Origin of the sequence: Streptomyces sp. NBC_01363 (genome assembly GCF_026340595.1) — a bacterium.
GTDB lineage: Bacteria > Actinomycetota > Actinomycetes > Streptomycetales > Streptomycetaceae > Streptomyces.
In genome coordinates this window covers 1,792,198-1,808,484 of sequence record NZ_JAPEPF010000001.1, presented here as the reverse complement: position 1 = coordinate 1,808,484, position 16,287 = coordinate 1,792,198, and the positions used below count along the sequence as shown (strand labels likewise).

Sequence of the window (16,287 nt, the reverse complement as noted above, 5' to 3'; positions counted from 1 at the left end):
GAGGAACAAGGCATGCTGGGTCACGTGCCCCCACTTCCCCAGCAGCCCCAACGTTCCCCGTTCAGCGGACACATGGTCGTCTGCGGCGACGACGCACTGGCCAGGCGGCTCGCCGTCGAACTGCGCTATGTGTACGGGGAGCGGGTCACCCTCGTCCTGCCGCCCGGACGTGACGCCCGCCGACCGGAACTGCCGCTGACCGGAAGGGGTTTGGCGGGCCTGTTCGGCCGCATGTCGTCGGCGGTGATCCGCAACGGCGGCGGCCAGGGCGGGGCCGACGCGCTCGGCGACGACACCAACGCCGGGGTCGAGGCGGTCCGCATCCTGGAGGCGCCGGAGCCGTCCGACGAGGCCTTCGAGGAGGCGGGCGTCGAATCGGCCTCCGCGCTGGCGCTGGTCTACGACGACGACGAGCGCAACATCCGCGCCGCGCTGACCGCCCGCCGCCTCAACCCCCGCCTCCGGCTGGTCATCCGGCTCTACAACCGCAAGCTGGGCCAGCACCTGGAGACCCTGCTCGACCAGGCCGCGGCGGTCGCCACTCCCGGCCTGGACCGGACCGCGCTGGACGCCTCCACCACCGTCCTCTCCGACGCCGACACCGCGGCCCCCGCCCTCGCGGCGACCGTCCTCACCGGCTCCAGCAAGGTCATCCAGGCGGAGGGCCTGCTGCTGCGCGCCGCCGAACGCACCCCGCCCGGGGGCGGCCAGATCGCCGACCCCGGCCTGTGCACCCTCGCCCTGCTCTCCTCCACCACCCATGACCCGGCGGGCACCGAGGGCTCCGACAGCAGCGGCGACGAGGGGCCCCGGCTGCTGCCCGACGAACGGCAGGTGGCGGCGGCGACGGGGCGCGGCACGATCGTCCTGGAAGCGGTCAGCCAGGCCGGCCCGCCCGGTCCGACACCACGGATGGGCGGCCGGGGCGCACCGCTCGGCCAGGTCTTCTCACGGCGGCTGCGCTGGTCGGCGCTGGGCGTCGGCCTGGCCGTCCTGGCCCTCGCCGTCGCCTCCACGCTCACCACCGGCGACAATCCGCTGCACGCCACCTACCTCACCCTGCTCGACCTGTTCGCGATGGGCGACCCGGCGATCGGCGATCCGACGGCCCGCCAGATCATCCAACTCCTCTCCGGTGTCGCCGGGTTGATGCTGCTCCCCCTCCTCGTGGCCGGCGTCCTGGAAGCCTTCGGCTCGCTCCGCACGGCATCCTCGCTGCGCCGCCCGCCACGCGGCCTGTCCGGCCATGTGGTGCTGCTCGGCCTCGGCAAGATCGGTACACGCGTCCTCGTCCGGCTGCGCGAACTCGGCATCCCCGTGGTGTGCGTGGAGAACGACCCGGACGCGCGCGGCATCCCGGTGGCCCGGCGGCTGCACGTACCGGTGGTCCTCGGCGACGTCACGCAGGAGGGCGTCCTGGAGGCGGCGAAGATCCAGCGTTCCCGCGCCCTCCTCGCCCTGACCAGCGCCGACACCACCAACCTGGAGGCGGCCCTCTACGCCCGCTCGGTCAAGCCGGACCTGCGGGTGGCGCTGCGCCTGTACGACGACGAGTTCGCCACCGCCGTCTACCGCACCCTGCGCACCGCCCACCCCCAGGCCGTGACCCGCTCCCGCTCCGTCTCCCATCTGGCCGCCCCGGCCTTCGCGGTCGCCATGATGGGCCGGCAGATCCTGGGTGCGATCCCGGTCGAGCGGAAGGTGATGCTCTTCGCGGCGGTCGAGGTGGCGGGCCATCCGCAACTGGAGGGCCGCACGGTGGAGCAGGCGTTCCGGGCGGGCGCCTGGCGGGTCCTCGCCCTGGACGCCACCCCGCCCGGCGACCGCCGCCCGGACCTGGCCTTCTCCGAATCGGCCACCCCGGACCGCCCGTCCGGCCTGGTGTGGGACCTGCACCCCGGGTACGTACTGCGCCCCGAGGACCGCGTGGTGATCGCCGCGACCCGCCGGGGCCTGGCCGAACTCCTGCGCAGACGCCGCCCGGTGGCCCCGAGGGTGTGAGGGGCGGCTGCGGATCGGAGCGGGGAGCGGGCACGGGTTCCGCCGAAATCCACATGCCCGGCGATTCCCCCGCCCCCTACCCTGCCCTCCATGGACACGGCCCCCGAACTCCTGAACGTGATCGACATCGAGGCGACGTGCTGGGACGGGCAACCGCCGCCCGGTGCGGTGAGCGAGATCATCGAGATCGGGCTGACCGTCGTCGACCTGCACGCGGCCAATGGGGTCTCCCCTGCTCGAACGGAGTTGAGAGCTCGGGGAAGGGTTGCCCGCCACCGGATCCTGGTCCGGCCCGCCCGGTCCACGGTCAGCGCCTTCTGCACCGAGCTGACCGGCCTCACCCAGGCCGAGGTGGACACGGGCGTCTCCTTCGCCGAGGCCTGCCGCCTGCTCGCCGCCGAGCACGCGTCGGGCATACGTCCCTGGGCCAGCTGGGGCGACTACGACCGCAACCAGTTCACCCGCCAGTGCCGGGCCACCGGAACCCGCTATCCGTTCGGCCACCGCCACACCAACGCCAAGCTCCCCTTCACCTCCGCCCACGGCCTGCGCAAGCGCCCCGGCATGGCCCAGGCCCTGGAGGTGGCGGGCCTCCCTCTGGAGGGCCGCCACCACAGCGGCGCGGACGACGCCTGGAACATCGCGGCGTTGATCCTGGAGGTGGCGGCCCGGGGCGCCTGGCCGGAACCCACCCCCTGAGGGGCTAGAGCCCGCCGCCCATCACCCCCCGCACCTCGTCCAGCGTCGCCGCCGCGATCTCGTTGGCCCGCTCGTTCCCGGCCCGGAGCACCGACCGTACGTACCCCATGTCCCGCGCGTACTCCGCCCGCCGGGCCCGGATCGGCGCCATCCGGCTGTTGACGGCCTCGGTCACCGTCCGCTTGAGGGCGGCCGCGCCACCCCCACCGATCTCCTCCGCCACGGCGTGCGGGTCCCGGTCCAGACAGAGCGCCGCCAGCAGCACCAGCGAGGAGACCCCGGGCCGGCTCTCGGGGTCGTACGTGATGTAGCGCTCGGCATCCGTCTTCGCCCCCTTGATCAGCCGGGCGGTCTCGTCCGCGTCGGCGCCCAGCGCGACGGAGTTGCCCCGGCTCTTACTCATCTTGGTGCCGTCGGTGCCGAGGAGGAGCGGCGCGTCGGAGAGCAGCGCGTCGGGTTCCGGGAAGACCGCCCCGTACCGCTCGTTGAAGCGCCGGGCGACGGTCCGCGTGACTTCGAGGTGCGGCAGCTGGTCCTGTCCGACCGGCACCAGGTTCCCCTTGCAGAAAAGGATGTCGGCGGCCTGGTGCACGGGGTACGTGAACATCAGCCCGCTGACGGCCGACTGCCGGGAGTGCGCGATCTCGTCCTTGACGGTGGGGTTGCGGTTCAGCTCGGCGACGGAGACCAGGCTCAGGAACGGCAGCATCAGCTGGTTGAGCGCGGGCACGGCGCTGTGGTTGAAGACCGTCGAGCGTGCCGGGTCGATCCCGACGGCCAGATAGTCCAGCAGCATCCCCTCCATGTACTCGCCGAGCCGGTCGGCGACGTCCCGATCGGTGAGCACCTGGTAGTCGGCGATGATCACGAAGACGTCCACCCCGAGCTCCTGGAGCCGGACGCGGTTGTGGAGGGTGCCGAAGTAGTGCCCGAGGTGCAACGACCCGGTGGGCCGGTCCCCGGTCATCACCCGGAACCGGTCGGGCGCCTGCCGGATCCGCGCCTCCAGTTCGGCGGTGCGCTGCTCGGGCGATGCGGTGACGATGCTCATGGGGGTCTCTCTCCTCGCGATGCTGGTTGCGTGGAGGACGGCCCGCCGTGATCACCGGCTTCCGTACCCGTACGAGGGCAGAGAAAAGGGCCGTCCATATCGAACGGCCCTGATTCCGTGCAGAGGGGAGGTGGCCGCTCCTAGAAGGAGCGCCACCAGTTTCGGCACGGTACGAAGGTCATGGACCGAGCTTAACGAAACCGAACTCCGCCCACACGACCTTTCCCGGCCCGCGGCGCGCCCCGTAACCCCAACGGTCCGCCAGCGCACCGAGAACAAAGCTCGGCCCCGCCTCGTTCCCCTGCTCCGCCGGCCAGGCGTACATCTTCCCCGCCGACGCCTGACGTCTGGGCCGTCTCTTTCGGATCACGCCTGGACAGCGTCCTCCTCCGCCCGTACCCAGGCCAACTGCGCGTCGCTCAGCGGCGGATCGAACCCTTCCGGGAACAGCAGCATGTCCGGCTGCGGCCACATGTTCTCCGGTCCGTGCTCCTGACAGTCCAAGGCGACGAGGTGCGGCCCTTCCCCGCAGGACTCGTGCCGGTAGGGGCGGTCATGCGCCTGGCAGAAATACCCGAACACCGAGCAGTCGTCGTCACTCGGTTCGTAGAAGCCGGGGTCACTGACGATCACGGTCACCGGCTCCTGCCGGTTGAACCGAGGGATGGGCCGGGGGTCACACCACAGCAGTCGAGGAGGGAGCACGCGCCCATCCTGCACCGAGGCCGAGCCATTCGGATCAACGAGTGTGTTCCACGCGCCCCCGGGGTGAGCCGTGGGTTTGTAGGAGTGTTCGCCCGTCCGCTCGTAGTAGCTCTCGCGCGCGGCGACGCCTGTGGCCAGCACCCGCTCCGGAAACCGCGGCCCGGCGACGTAGTGGCGGCCTTTCGTCCGGCCCACGGCTGTCAGCAACTGCGCCTTGGTGAGTGCCTGCAAATCCCGCGTGGCCTGCTGCGTGTTGATCGCTTCGGCCTTCTCGTAGCGGCTGCGCCGCACCCGCCCGACCATGGCCACCTCGTGCAGCGCGGTGACCTGCCGCTCCGTGACTCCGTGTGTACCCGTCTCCTCCATCAGTTGCATCCAGCAGTCGTTGGAACGGTCGACACGGCGTTGCACCCGCTGAGTCTGCTGGTGGTAGGCGAGCAGGTTGAACTTGATCCAGGGCAAGGTGTCGCGCTCCGGCGACCAGACCGGTCCTCCGACCTCTCGCAGCACCTTGTAGTACTCCCAGGTGTTGCCCGGCATGCCCAGCCATTCCTCGATCGAGGAGAACTCGGGGGCGAGAACGCCGCCGCGTGCGATGAGAAGGGTCTGCACCGAGCGGGACATGCGGCCGTTGCCGTCGGACCAGGGATGGATCTTCACCAGGTTCAGATGGGCCATGGCGGCACGGAGCAGGACATGACTGTCCAGGTCACCTTCGTTCAGCCAGTCCACGAGCTCGCTCATGAGCCCGGGAACCCGCTCCTGGTCAGGGCCTTCGTAATCGGTGGCGAGCTCGTCTCCCGGCGCGGTGATGCGGATCGAGGTCCTGCGCCACTGCCCGGCGAGCTTGCGGGGGTGGTGATGCCCCTGAAGCATCCAGTGCAGGCTGTTGAGGAGCCCCTTGCTGTAGCGGAAGTCGGTCACATCGTGCAGTGACTGGATGTACGTCATGGCCTGTTGGTAGGCCAGCGTCTCCGCCTTGTTCTCGTCACTGGCCTCGACCTCGCGCTCGCCGTCCATCAGGTCGGCGACGTCCACGGCATCGACCCGGTAGCCCTCAATCGCGTTCGACGCCGCGATGGCATTGGCTGTCAGGGCCTTGCGCAGATCAAGGATCCATTTCATCGGAGCCTGCTGCACCGCATGCCGCACCCGTTCGCGCAGGACGTTGATCTGCTCCAGAACCTGAAGGTCGCCCGAGTTCAGGCGTGGCATCTCGTACAGCATGATGCAGTGATACCCAGCAACCAGCATGCTCGCTCGATGCGTCTCGCGGCCCCGTCAGGAGTTGGACCACCCACGTCGGCACAGGACGAGGCGGTATCCGTCCGGGTCCTCCACGGTGACGCCCCACTCATTCCAGTACGGGTTCGGCGACGCGACCCGCTTGCCGCCGTGCTCCTCCAGGCGCTCCACCGTCTCCTCCGGCACCGGGCCGTCGAAGTAGAGGACGAGCAGGTCCTCGTCGGTGGGGCGGGGTTCGACCGGGTGGTCGCCGCCGTGGACGAGTTCGAGGTGCCAGGACGCGTCCGGGTGTCCCACCATGAGCAGGTCGTGCGTGCCGGGCTCCCGGCCCGCGTCGGCGCGGAAGAGGACCGTCAGCCCGAGGCCGTCCGCCCAGAATCTCTCGGCGGCGGCGAGGTCCCGGGACGGCCGGGCGATGCGGACGTGGGGCTGACCGGTGAACGGCATGGTGGGGCTCCTGCCCGACAGCGGCACGCCCTGCGCGTGCCCCGGCCCGCAGCGTAGGCGGCCGGTGCGCCCGTCCGCACCGGCCCCGGGTCGCACGGCTCTCCGCCGCTCGTCCTACAGCTGCCCCAGCACCTCGTCGAACGCCGCGCTCCAGCCCGCCGCCGGGCCCCAGTTGTCCTCCGCCCTCGACAGAAGCAGGACCCTGGCGGGCGCGCCGGCCGCCGCGCAGGCGGCGAGCTTGTGGTGGCCGTCGAGGACGGCGGCCACCAGGAAGCGCTCGGGGTGCTCTGCCTCTACGTAGATGTCCTCGACCCAGGCCAGCGCCAGGGCGGCGGGGCGGTGGCCCGCCGTGATCGCCGAGGTGTACCGGGCCACCGTGTCCGCGTCGAGCACGTCCAGCGGCTGGGACGGGAGCAGTACGCCGTACGTCGGGGTCTCGCCGGGGATGCGGTCGCGCAGCTGGAAGTGGTCGGTGCCCGGCCAGTCGTCGAGGGGGTCCTCGGTGTACGGCTCGTCGTCCTCGCGCAGCTCGCGGCGCCGGACCCACCACGACGCCGCCGGATCGGTCACCCGCTCCAGGGCGAGGTCGGCCAGGTGGACGCGGTAGTGGCCGGTCGGGAGCTCCTCGATGAGGGGAGCGGCGGCGTCGAGGGCGCCGGAGCCCAGGTCGTCGAGGTCGGCCAGCGCGGTGCGCAGGCGGTCCGCGCCCTCCCGGGCCGCCCGGGGCGGCCAGCCGAGGAGGGACATCGTCGTCTCGCAGGTGCCGCATTCCGAGCCGACGTGATAGACCCGCTCCCCGTCGATACGGAGGGACTTGCCCCAGCGGGGCCAGGACGAGCCGGGCGCGGGCGGGTCGTAGTCGATCCGGATCCTGCCCCGGCCGTCCTCGACGGTGAAGCGTGCGTGGCGCGGGGAGTCGAGGGTGACCGGGCCGATCGACGGCGGGTAGTGGTGGTCGAGTCGGCGCTCCGACCAGGCGCGGTTCACGAGCTCGCCGTACTCGCCGTCCGGAGGAGTCAGGGGCAGCAGCGGGCTCTGGCCCGTCAGGGCGACCAGGGCGTGGTGCACATCGCCCGCCGAGGTCCGCTTCTCCGCCAGCTCCCGCAGGAGGTGGGGTATCGCGGCGGGGTCGTCCAGCAGTTCCAGGGCCACGACGAAGGCGCCGTACTCCAGTCCGGTCAGGCCGGGGAGGCGTTGCGCGATCGGCACCGTCCACTCCCGGGCCCCGAGCCGCCCCAGTGCCAGGGCCGCGCGCCCGCGCAAGGCCTTGTGGTCCAGCAGGCCTCCGAGGAACGGTGCGAAGTCGGGGGCGTCGGACAGGCCCATGGCGTCCACGAGGGGTTCCGTCGCGCCGAGCTCCTCGGCGAGGCGGTGCAGCTCGGCTGCCGGAAGCTTCAGTCGCCGCTGCACCGCCGTGCCCAGCAGCTCCACCGCGCCGTCGTCGCCGCTCCCGCCCAGCAGGCGCAGGAACACCGGGACGGCCGGTTCGCCGAGGGCCCCGAGCAGCCAGGAGAGGTGGCGCCGCTCGTCCTTCGCCGCCCGGCCGTAGCGGGCCTCGATCGCGGCGGGCAGGTCGGCCGGGGCGTCCGCGGTCAGCGCGAACAGGGCGCTCCAGATGTCGTTCGCCGCGAGCGCCGCGTCCAGGCGCGCCCGTGTGGTGCCGTTCATGTCCCCCCACCCCGCTCACTTCACTTCTTGGCGTGCTCGCCGACGTAGAACAGGATCCAGATGAAGCCCGCGAAGAGATGCGTGGCGAAGACGTAGACGAAGACGCGCAGGGCGACGCCGCGCTCCTTCCAGCGCTCGCTCTCGCCGCCGCTCCCACTCACAGCCCCGCCTCCATGGAAGGTGCGGTCCGTGGCCGGTCCGCGCATCCCGTCCAGGGTACGCACCGGCCCGAGGACCCCCGTGGAATAGGTCAGGGGGGTGCTCCGTTGTAGGGTGTGTTCACATAGTTCAAAGTTCAACAAAATCGGAGGCGGGCCATGGAGTTCGGGATCTTCACCGTCGGGGACGTCACCACCGACCCGACGACCGGCAGGACGCCGAGCGAGCACGAGCGGATCAAGGCCACCCTCGCCATCGCACAGAAGGCCGAGGAGGTCGGCCTGGACGTCTTCGCGACCGGCGAGCACCACAACCCGCCGTTCGTCCCGTCCTCGCCGACGACCACGCTCGGCTACATCGCCGCCCGTACCGAGAACCTGATCCTGTCCACGTCCACGACGCTGATCACCACCAACGACCCGGTGAAGATCGCCGAGGACTACGCGACGCTCCAGCACCTCGCGGACGGCCGCGTCGACCTGATGATGGGGCGCGGCAACACCGGTCCGGTCTACCCCTGGTTCGGCAAGGACATCCGTCAGGGCATCCCGCTCGCCATCGAGAACTACGCCCTGCTGCACAAGCTGTGGCGCGAGGACGTCGTCGACTGGGAGGGCAAGTTCCGTACGCCGCTGCAGTCCTTCACCGCGACCCCGCGCCCGCTGGACGGCGTCCCGCCGTTCGTCTGGCACGGCTCGATCCGCTCGCCGGAGATCGCCGAGCAGGCCGCGTACTACGGCGACGGCTTCTTCCACAACAACATCTTCTGGCCCATCGAGCACACCAAGAAGATGGTGGACCTGTACCGGCAGCGGTACGCGCACTACGGGCACGGCACCGCCGAGCAGGCCATCGTCGGCCTCGGCGGCCAGGTGTTCATGCGGAAGAACTCGCAGGACGCGGTACGGGAGTTCCGTCCGTACTTCGACAACGCGCCGGTCTACGGACACGGGCCCTCGATGGAGGACTTCACGCAGCAGACGCCGCTGACCGTCGGCTCGCCGCAGGAGGTCATCGAGCGGACCCTGTCCTTCCGGGACGCCGTCGGTGACTACCAGCGCCAGCTGTTCCTGATGGACCACGCGGGACTGCCGCTGAAGACGGTCCTGGAGCAGCTCGACATCCTCGGCGAGGAGGTCGTCCCGGTACTGCGCAAGGAGTTCGCGGCCCTGCGTCCGGCCGGGGTCCCGGGCTCCGCGCCCGTCCACCCGGCCGTCGCCGCCCGCACCGCCACGAAGGAGGTCTGACCACCGTGTCCAACGTCTTCGCCACCGAGCCCCTGCGCATCGTCGCCGTGTCGGCCGGGCTGAGCAGCCCGTCCTCGACCCGGCTGCTGGCCGAGCGGCTGGCCGGTGCCGCCCGTGAGCGGCTGCTGGCCGAGCAGGACCGCACGGTCGAGGTCCAGGTGATCGAACTGCGCGACCTGGCCGTCGACATCGCCAACCACCTGGTCACCGGCTTCCCGCCGGCCGCCCTGGACGGGGCGATCAAGGAGGTGGCGGAGGCGGACGGGCTGATCGCCGTCTCGCCCGTGTTCACCGCCTCGTACAGCGGACTGTTCAAGTCGTTCTTCGACCTGGTCGACAACACGGCACTGACCGGCAAGCCCGTCGTCATCGCGGCGACCGGCGGCACCGCCCGCCACTCGCTGGTCCTGGAACACGCGATGCGCCCGCTCTTCGCCTATCTGCGGGCCACCGTCGTACCGACGTCCGTGTACGCGGCGTCGGAGGACTGGGGCTCGTCCGGCGACGAGTACACCGACGGCCTGCCCTCCCGCATCCGCCGGGCGGGCGGCGAGCTCGCGGCCATGATCACGGGCGGCCGGGCGGCCTCCGGGGCGCCGAGGACGCTCGGGCTCGACGACGAGGTGGTGCCGTTCGAGCAGCAGCTCGCCGACCTCCGCCTGGACTGAGGGACCCGCCGACCGAAACCTTGTACCGGTTTGATTAGAGTTGGACCGAAAGGTGCGTCGTACGAGTTCGCCTCGTACGACGCGTCCGCGCACTGAGCCGAACCGAGCTGGAGGCAGTGATGGGCAGGATCGTGGTGGGCGTTGACGGTTCCGAGTCGTCGGTCAAGGCGTTGCACTGGGCCGTACGCCAGGCGGAGCTGACCGGTGACACGGTGGAGGCCGTCAACAGCTGGGAGTACCCCGCGACGAGCTGGGCGTCGATGATGCCCGGCATGCCGGAGGACTTCGACCCGCAGGCCCTGGCGACCGTGGCCCTCACCGAGACGCTGGAGGAGGCCCTGGGCGCCGAGGGCGCGGCGGCGGTCAGCAAGATCGTGGTGATCGGCAACCCGGCCCAGTCCCTGCTGGACCGCGCCGAAGGAGCCAGCCTGCTCGTCGTGGGAGCGCGCGGCTACAGCGGCTTCAAGGCGACCCTGCTCGGCTCGGTCAGCCTCCATGTCACCCAGCACGCACCGTGCCCGGTGACGGTCGTACGCGGCTGACGACGGACGGGGCGGGTCCGCACGACCAGGTGCGGGCCCGCCCTCTTGCGTACCGGTCCGAGATGCCGGGCTCTCACGCGCCCCGGCCGGCCGGGGGCCCGGAACGGCGCGGCAGCAACGGCCAGGTGGCGGAGAGCTTCATCGCCGCCTCGGTCACCGCGGGATCGCTCGACCGCTCCATCGCCCCCTCCAGAAAGGCATGGGCCGCCGCCTCGTACAGGTCGTCCGTGGCCCGGACCCGGGCTTCCACCGCCTCCCGGCGCTGGGCCGAACGGTCCTGCGCCGACCGGTCGAGCGAGCCGGCCCGGTCCGCGGCGGCGCGGGCCTCCTCCCGCTGCCTGACCCTGTCGGCCCGGCGTTCCAGGGCCGCGCGGTACGCGTCCAGGTAGGGGTGTTCCCTGAGCAGCCCCAGCAGGAAGCCGATGCCTCCGGACAGGAAGAGCAGGGCCACGAACATCCAGGTGATGGTGAGCGGGGTCAGATGGAGGCTGTCCGCCAGTGTCGACGGCGTGACGAGGTCCTTCGCACCGCTGTAGCCACTGATTTGCGACGGGGCGTCGATGGGGTCGGGGTGCTTGAGCACCAGCTTGGCCCGCAGGTCGCCCAGGGCCCATCCGGAGAACCCCCAGACCCCCAACAGGGCCAGCGCCGGAAGCGCGGCGGCCTTGAAGGATCCGGTCGCCGCGCGGCTGCGCAGGGTCCGCCCCGCCAGGTGCGGCAGGAGCACCATCAGTACGGCGGTGGAGATCGCCAGCGTGCCGGACAGGAAGTCGGCGCTCTTGCTGCCCGTTCCGTGGAAGGGCTGGAAGGCGATCCAGTAGATCGGTATCTCGACCGCCGCGATGGCGAGCAGCATGGCCCAGGTCAGCCACGCGGGCATGCCCGGACGTGCCGGCATGCCTTCCCAGCCCGGGTCGGACGGCGGAGCCAGGTCGCCGAGGAACTCCGCCTCCCGCTCCTCCCTCGGGGCGGGGCCACGGCCGGTGGGCGGCCGGCCGGCGTCCGCGTCCCCGGCAGGATCGAGCGACTGCCAGTCGTCGTCCGCCGAACCGTCGTCGGCCGAACCGTCGTCGGCCGAACCGTCGTCGGCCGAACCCTCGTCGGGCACCGGCGCGGGGCCGCGCCGCCCGGCGGGGGCCCCGTCGTCGCCTCCGGGCGGCGTCCCGTCCGGGCGGGACGCCGCACCGCTCTCCCCGGTGGCCTCCGCGTCGGGGAACCGGGCCTGGATCCACCGGAGTTCGACCCGCTCCCGGACACCGTCCCGGAACCGTTCCCACCGCACCGCACGGGCCGCGAGCCGGTTCAGCTGGCGCCAGGACGACCGGACCTGTTCGTCGGCCTCCCGCAACAGCTCGTCCTGCAGCCGACTCTCCACCTCGGCCGCTTCCACGTCCGACCTGGCACGCGCGTCCCGCAGGAGCGCCGCCTCCTCCATGTCCGCCGCCTGCTCCCGCAACTGCGCCTGCAACATGTCGCGCACCGAGGCGAGTTCGGCGAAGTAGGGCACCCGGCCGCCGCTGTCGAGCACCCAGGGGTCGAGCGCGCCCGACCGGGCGGCCCGGCCGCGCACGGCGGGCCGCCTCCGGCCCGTGACCGCCCCGGCCCCACGCTTGCGGGCATCCTCGATCAGGCGCCGCTGCTGCCGGTCCGTCAGGACCAGAGGGTGGCGCGTGGGCCCCGCCTCCGGCTCCGCGACCCGGCGGTCCGCGCCCCGGCTTCCGGCCCCGGCGCGCAGCGGCCCCGGAATCCTGAGCCGCCGCCGGCGCGGCTCCCCGGGGTCACTTCCGGTAGTCGTCGTGGACATGCGCCTTCGCCCTCCCGCTCAGGATCTCGGACCAGAACGCGTCGAACGGCCGGTACTCGCTCGGCCTGGCGTCGTGGCGCATGCCGTAGCCGACGGGATAGACGTCCATCCCGGCGATTCCCGGTACGCCCCTGTCGCCGAGCAGGGTGTCGACGGCCCGCTCCCGGCTCTCCTCCGTCGCGATCTCGCCCACCCTGAGCGTGAACTCCTTGTCGGCCTGCTCGAAGTCGCTCACCACCAGCAGGCTCGGCGTCCCCTTGCCGGACGGCATGGCGTCGCCGATCCGCGCCAGGCCCCCGAGCACATCCGAACCCCCTTGTGTGCGGGCACACTTCAGCATGGTGAGCGCACCCATGAGCGCCAGGACCCGCGACGACCTGCGCATGCTGTCGCGGTCGGAGGTCTCGTCCCCCGGCGGGTCGAGGTCGATGTCCCCGACCCGGCAGGAGGAGGTCTGCGAGGACCGGGCGACCGGGGCGAACGCCAGCGTGCCGCAGTGCCGTTCGGTCAGGAAGGGGACCAGCGTGGACTTGAGTTTCGCCTCGGCGTCGAAGCCCCGGCTGCCGGCCGCTCCGGAACCCGAACCGTCGATGACCAGCCCGCAGGGCGTGCGGAGTTCATCGCCCCCGGAGGGCGAGGAGCAGCCGGCGACGGCCACGAGCGACGTGGCGAGCACCAGGGCCGAGGCGGCACGCCGGAAGCGGCCGGATCGGTGTGACGGCCCGGCGACGGGCGGACGGCCGGGCGGGTGGGGCACGTTCATCGCTCTCTCCGTGTTCGTGCGATGGTTCACGGTTTCCTGGAATTCGCCGGTGGTGACCGGTCGCTGCGCGGCGCGCGCCGGTGGCACGACCGGTGTCGGGAGGGTCATCCGCGCCCCCGTCCCGGGCCCGCCGCCGCCCTGTGCGGGGCGGCGGGATCCGCGCCCCGCACGGGCTGAGCGTCGAGGATGGCCAGTGCACGGGTCACCGGGTGTTCGGTCCGGCCCCGGGCCGGGGCGGCCCACAGCCCGCCGTCCACCCGCAGCCAGTCGTCGGTGTGCTGCCAGGACTCGTCGAGAACGATGTGGCCGGGCAGCAGGTGCGGGTGGTCCAGCGGGAACGGCCCCTCCCCCGCACGTGACTGAAGGTCCGTCAGGACCGCTGTCCAGTAACGGGCGAGCCGCTGGTTCGCCTCGTGGGTCAGGACAGCGGCCCGGCCCCGGCACACGCCCGCCGAGGCCCGCCACACACCGATGAGTTCGCCGTACCGGGCGAGGGCGGCCGGCGCGGGGGCCTGCCGCACGTCGTACTGGGTGACCACCCGCACGGACTCGGCGTGGATCCGCGCACACAGCTCGCGTTCGTCGTGCAGCAGCCGCGAGCGCAGCTGGTCGGCCCCGCGCGAGGCACTCGCCCGTATCCCCTGCACATGGGGGGTCAGCAGTTCCGGGTACGGATCGGCGGCGCCCCGCGGCAAGGTGTCCGGGTGCGGCAGCGAAGCGAGCCGGGCCCGCAGACCGGGCGCGTCCCGCCGGCCCTGATACCTGTCGTGGAATGCGATGATCCGGCCGACCCAGGCATACCGGGCCGGACTTCTGAAGCGGTTCGTGTCGATTCTCATGGCGGAATCCCCTTCCCCCGTGCAGCCGCCCTCCGGCGACCGCCTTTTCTCCGTTCGAGCGCGCTCCGGCGGCTTCTTTCGCATGGCGTGATCCGGTCCGTCGCCCCCCGCCGCGCCCGCCCCTGGCGGTTCACCGGAAGAACCCCGAAGCTGAATCGGGGAACGGAGCGTAGCCGACCGGGTAAGGGAAATTCCCGGCTTTTCGACCGCGCATTCGGCTCCGCGGGCATTTCCCGGAACACATCCGGAATCGGCCCGGAAGGCGACCGGAACGCACCCGGAAACGCCCGGAAATCCACCGGAAGAAATGTGCCGCGCGCCGCCCGTTCGCTCGATACTCGTTCTCGACGAAGTCTGCGGTGCCCGCTCGGTGTTGCCGGAGCGGACGGCCCGGCGGGAAGGGGGAGGGCGGATGCGGGTCAGGGTCGGCGGGACGCACTTCCCGGTGGAGACGCTGGGGCCGGGCCGACGGCTGGGCATCTGGCTGCAGGGCTGTCCGCTGGCGTGCCCCGGTTGCATGTCGCGGCACACCTGGGAGCCGGAGAACGGCGAATCCATGGACGTGGCGGAGCTGTTGGAGCTGTGGCGGGCCGCGCTCGCCCGCGGCGCCGCGGGCCTGACGGTGAGCGGCGGCGAGCCGCTCGCCCAGCCCGCGGCCCTGGCGGAACTGCTCCGGGGCGCCGCCCTGCTGCGTGCCGCGGGGACCCGCCCTGGCGCGACCGACGACGGCCTCCCCGCCGATCTGCTGGTCTACACCGGCTACGAGGAGCCCGAGTTGGACGCGACCCGGCGGGCCGCCCTGGCACCGGCGGACGCCGTGGTGACCGGGCGCTTCCGGATCGCCGAACCGACCGGGCTCGTGTGGCGCGGCTCCGCGAACCAGCGGCTGACGCCACAGAGCGGCCTCGGCCGGGTCCGGTACGCGCCGCATCTGGACCGGGAGGCGGACGGGCCGACGGTACAGGTCGTCGTGGAGCCGGCGCGGGCGTCCGACGGGCCGTCCGGTCCTCCCTCGGTACGGCTCTTCGGGGTGCCGCGGCGAGGAGAACTCACCTATTTCGAAAGGCAGTTGAGAGAGCGTGGGCTACGACTCAGGGGGCGGAGCTGGCGGCCGTGAGGAGTCTCGCCAGTTCGGGGCGCTGGGCCACCAGGTGCACCGTCCAGGACGGATCGCGGCTCAACTCCTCGTGGACGGCCCAGCACAGCCAGCGCGCCGCCTTCTCCGGCGGCAGTCCGTGCCCCGCGCCGAGCAGGGGGAAGCAGAGGGAGGAGAGCGGCGGGTCGTAACTGTCGCGTTCCGCGCGGGCCAGCCGGAAGCTGGCCGAGACCGCCTCCGCGAGGACGTGCGGATCGACTCGATAGCCGTGTCCGTCGCTCGTGGGGGAAGCGACGGCCGCGTGGTGGATGCGGCGCACGCCGCGCTCGGCGAGGGCTCCCGGCGAGGTCGGGACGACGGTGCCGGGGCGCACCGGGAGCCCGGACCGGCCGTGGGCCCGCATCCACTCGACCAGTTCACGGGCGAGGACGTCGTCGACCGTCTCGCCTGCCTCGTCGCGGATCGCGGCGGCCCTGCGCAGCGATCCGGACACGGTGGAGCGGAACGTCTTGGACATCTCCAGATAGATGTTCTCCGAGGACACCAGGATGTCGATGTCCCGCAGCAGTTCGATGGACGCGACGTGCACGGTGACCCGGTGCACGGCGGCGGCCGACAGCGGTGGTCCGGTCAGCCGGGTCGGCGGGTCGGGCACCGGCTCCGGTGTCCGCGTCACCGGACCGCCTCCGCCACTGTCCGGGCCGGACGGGCCGGGCAGACCGGGCAGACCGGACGGAGGCGGTCCGGTGATGGCCGCCCGCGCCACCGCCAGTACCGCGAGCGCCAGTTCCGCGATCACCTCCTGCTCCTGGCTCTTGCGGAAGCGTTCGGACGTGACGCCGTAGACGGCTGCCGCGGCCTTGCGGCGTTCCTGGCCCGAAACGCCCCGCCAGTCCGGCAGCAGCCCGAAGGTGTGGGCCGCCGCCCTGGCGAGCGGGTCGCCCCGGGTGCCGTCGGCGGACAGGGTGCGTCCGCCGAGATGCCGCACTCCGGCCTTCAGCAGCGTCTCCACTCCGGCGGCCTCGTCGTCGAAACCCCCGCTCAGGCCCGCGGCGACGGCCACTCTGATCAGGGCCTCGGGCCGCAGGGTGCGCAGGCCGGCCAGACCGGGCCGGCGCAGGGCACGCAGCTCCGCGGCCAGCCGCTCGGCGCCGGGCAGCGGCGGAAGCGCCCGGCCTCCGGGCGCGGGCCCGGGGGGTTCTGGAGCGGACGAGGAGGGCTGGGTCTCCTGGCTCATGGCCGACACGATATGCCCGCCCGTCCGCCCGCGGGAGGGCCTCTGGACAACCTTGTCCGGCCGGGCGGTACGGCCACCGTCCCCGCCCTGCCCGGCCCCGTCACCGGAAGGCATGT

At 72.3% G+C, this 16,287-nt stretch carries 14 protein-coding genes and 1 pseudogene; 6 read left to right on the top strand and 9 right to left on the bottom strand.

The annotated features are described in order from the left end of the window. The first annotated feature begins 12 nt into the window (after positions 1-12). Together OG611_RS08485 and OG611_RS08480 are read left to right on the top strand one after the other, a co-directional pair. Positions 13-2,001: an NAD(P)-binding protein gene (locus tag OG611_RS08485; RefSeq protein WP_266417100.1), complete on the top strand. Its 1,989-nt coding sequence runs from the start codon at positions 13-15 to the stop codon at positions 1,999-2,001. Between the two features lie 90 nt (positions 2,002-2,091). Then, a complete protein-coding gene (locus OG611_RS08480; RefSeq protein WP_266417098.1) occupies positions 2,092-2,700 on the top strand; it encodes a 3'-5' exonuclease in 609 nt (202 codons plus the stop codon). Positions 2,701-2,704: 4 nt separating this feature from the next. Here OG611_RS08480 and trpS read toward each other — a convergent pair whose 3' ends face one another. The 5 genes and pseudogenes from trpS to OG611_RS08455 all read right to left on the bottom strand — a co-directional run bounded on the left by trpS (position 2,705) and on the right by OG611_RS08455 (position 7,977). Continuing rightward, a complete protein-coding gene (gene trpS / locus OG611_RS08475) occupies positions 2,705-3,751 on the bottom strand; it encodes a tryptophan--tRNA ligase (protein WP_266417096.1) in 1,047 nt (348 codons plus the stop codon). A gap of 840 nt (positions 3,752-4,591) precedes the next feature. Then, positions 4,592-5,683 (bottom strand): annotated as a pseudogene (locus OG611_RS08470) (Fic family protein); the annotation flags it as partial. A gap of 54 nt (positions 5,684-5,737) precedes the next feature. Beyond that, on the bottom strand, positions 5,738-6,148 hold the full coding sequence (locus OG611_RS08465) for a VOC family protein (RefSeq protein WP_266417093.1): 411 nt from the start codon (positions 6,146-6,148) through the stop codon (positions 5,738-5,740). A gap of 114 nt (positions 6,149-6,262) precedes the next feature. Continuing rightward, positions 6,263-7,816: a hypothetical protein gene (locus OG611_RS08460; protein WP_266417090.1), complete on the bottom strand. Its 1,554-nt coding sequence runs from the start codon at positions 7,814-7,816 to the stop codon at positions 6,263-6,265. A 20-nt stretch (positions 7,817-7,836) separates the two neighbouring features. Continuing rightward, positions 7,837-7,977 (bottom strand): DUF6126 family protein, encoded by a 141-nt coding sequence (locus tag OG611_RS08455; RefSeq protein ID WP_256260242.1) that lies wholly within the window; start codon positions 7,975-7,977, stop codon positions 7,837-7,839. Positions 7,978-8,133: 156 nt separating this feature from the next. Between OG611_RS08455 and OG611_RS08450 the strand changes: the two genes are divergently transcribed. The 3 genes from OG611_RS08450 to OG611_RS08440 all read left to right on the top strand — a co-directional run bounded on the left by OG611_RS08450 (position 8,134) and on the right by OG611_RS08440 (position 10,432). Beyond that, positions 8,134-9,222: an LLM class flavin-dependent oxidoreductase gene (locus OG611_RS08450; protein WP_266417084.1), complete on the top strand. Its 1,089-nt coding sequence runs from the start codon at positions 8,134-8,136 to the stop codon at positions 9,220-9,222. Positions 9,223-9,227: 5 nt separating this feature from the next. Next, on the top strand, positions 9,228-9,890 hold the full coding sequence (locus OG611_RS08445; protein ID WP_266417082.1) for an FMN reductase: 663 nt from the start codon (positions 9,228-9,230) through the stop codon (positions 9,888-9,890). Between the two features lie 119 nt (positions 9,891-10,009). Further along, the gene (locus tag OG611_RS08440; RefSeq protein ID WP_266417079.1) at positions 10,010-10,432 is read left to right on the top strand and encodes a universal stress protein; all 423 of its coding nucleotides are present in this window, start codon (positions 10,010-10,012) and stop codon (positions 10,430-10,432) included. Positions 10,433-10,505: 73 nt separating this feature from the next. On the opposite strand, the gene OG611_RS08435 is transcribed toward OG611_RS08440, so the two are convergent. The 3 genes from OG611_RS08435 to OG611_RS08425 all read right to left on the bottom strand — a co-directional run bounded on the left by OG611_RS08435 (position 10,506) and on the right by OG611_RS08425 (position 13,838). Further along, a complete protein-coding gene (locus OG611_RS08435; RefSeq protein WP_266417077.1) occupies positions 10,506-12,236 on the bottom strand; it encodes a hypothetical protein in 1,731 nt (576 codons plus the stop codon). Beyond that, positions 12,211-12,999: a hypothetical protein gene (locus tag OG611_RS08430; RefSeq protein WP_266417075.1), complete on the bottom strand. Its 789-nt coding sequence runs from the start codon at positions 12,997-12,999 to the stop codon at positions 12,211-12,213. The genes OG611_RS08435 and OG611_RS08430 overlap by 26 nt, the downstream gene beginning before the upstream one ends. A 104-nt stretch (positions 13,000-13,103) precedes the next feature. Further along, positions 13,104-13,838, bottom strand: a complete 735-nt coding sequence (locus OG611_RS08425; RefSeq protein ID WP_266417073.1) for a hypothetical protein — start codon at positions 13,836-13,838, stop codon at positions 13,104-13,106. Between the two features lie 412 nt (positions 13,839-14,250). On the opposite strand from OG611_RS08425, the gene OG611_RS08420 reads away from it, so the two are divergent. Then, positions 14,251-14,955, top strand: a complete 705-nt coding sequence (locus tag OG611_RS08420) for a 4Fe-4S single cluster domain-containing protein (protein ID WP_266417071.1) — start codon at positions 14,251-14,253, stop codon at positions 14,953-14,955. Here OG611_RS08420 and OG611_RS08415 read toward each other — a convergent pair. Continuing rightward, a complete protein-coding gene (locus OG611_RS08415; RefSeq protein ID WP_266417069.1) occupies positions 14,930-16,171 on the bottom strand; it encodes a macro domain-containing protein in 1,242 nt (413 codons plus the stop codon). The genes OG611_RS08420 and OG611_RS08415 overlap by 26 nt on opposite strands. Positions 16,172-16,287: the final 116 nt, after the last annotated feature.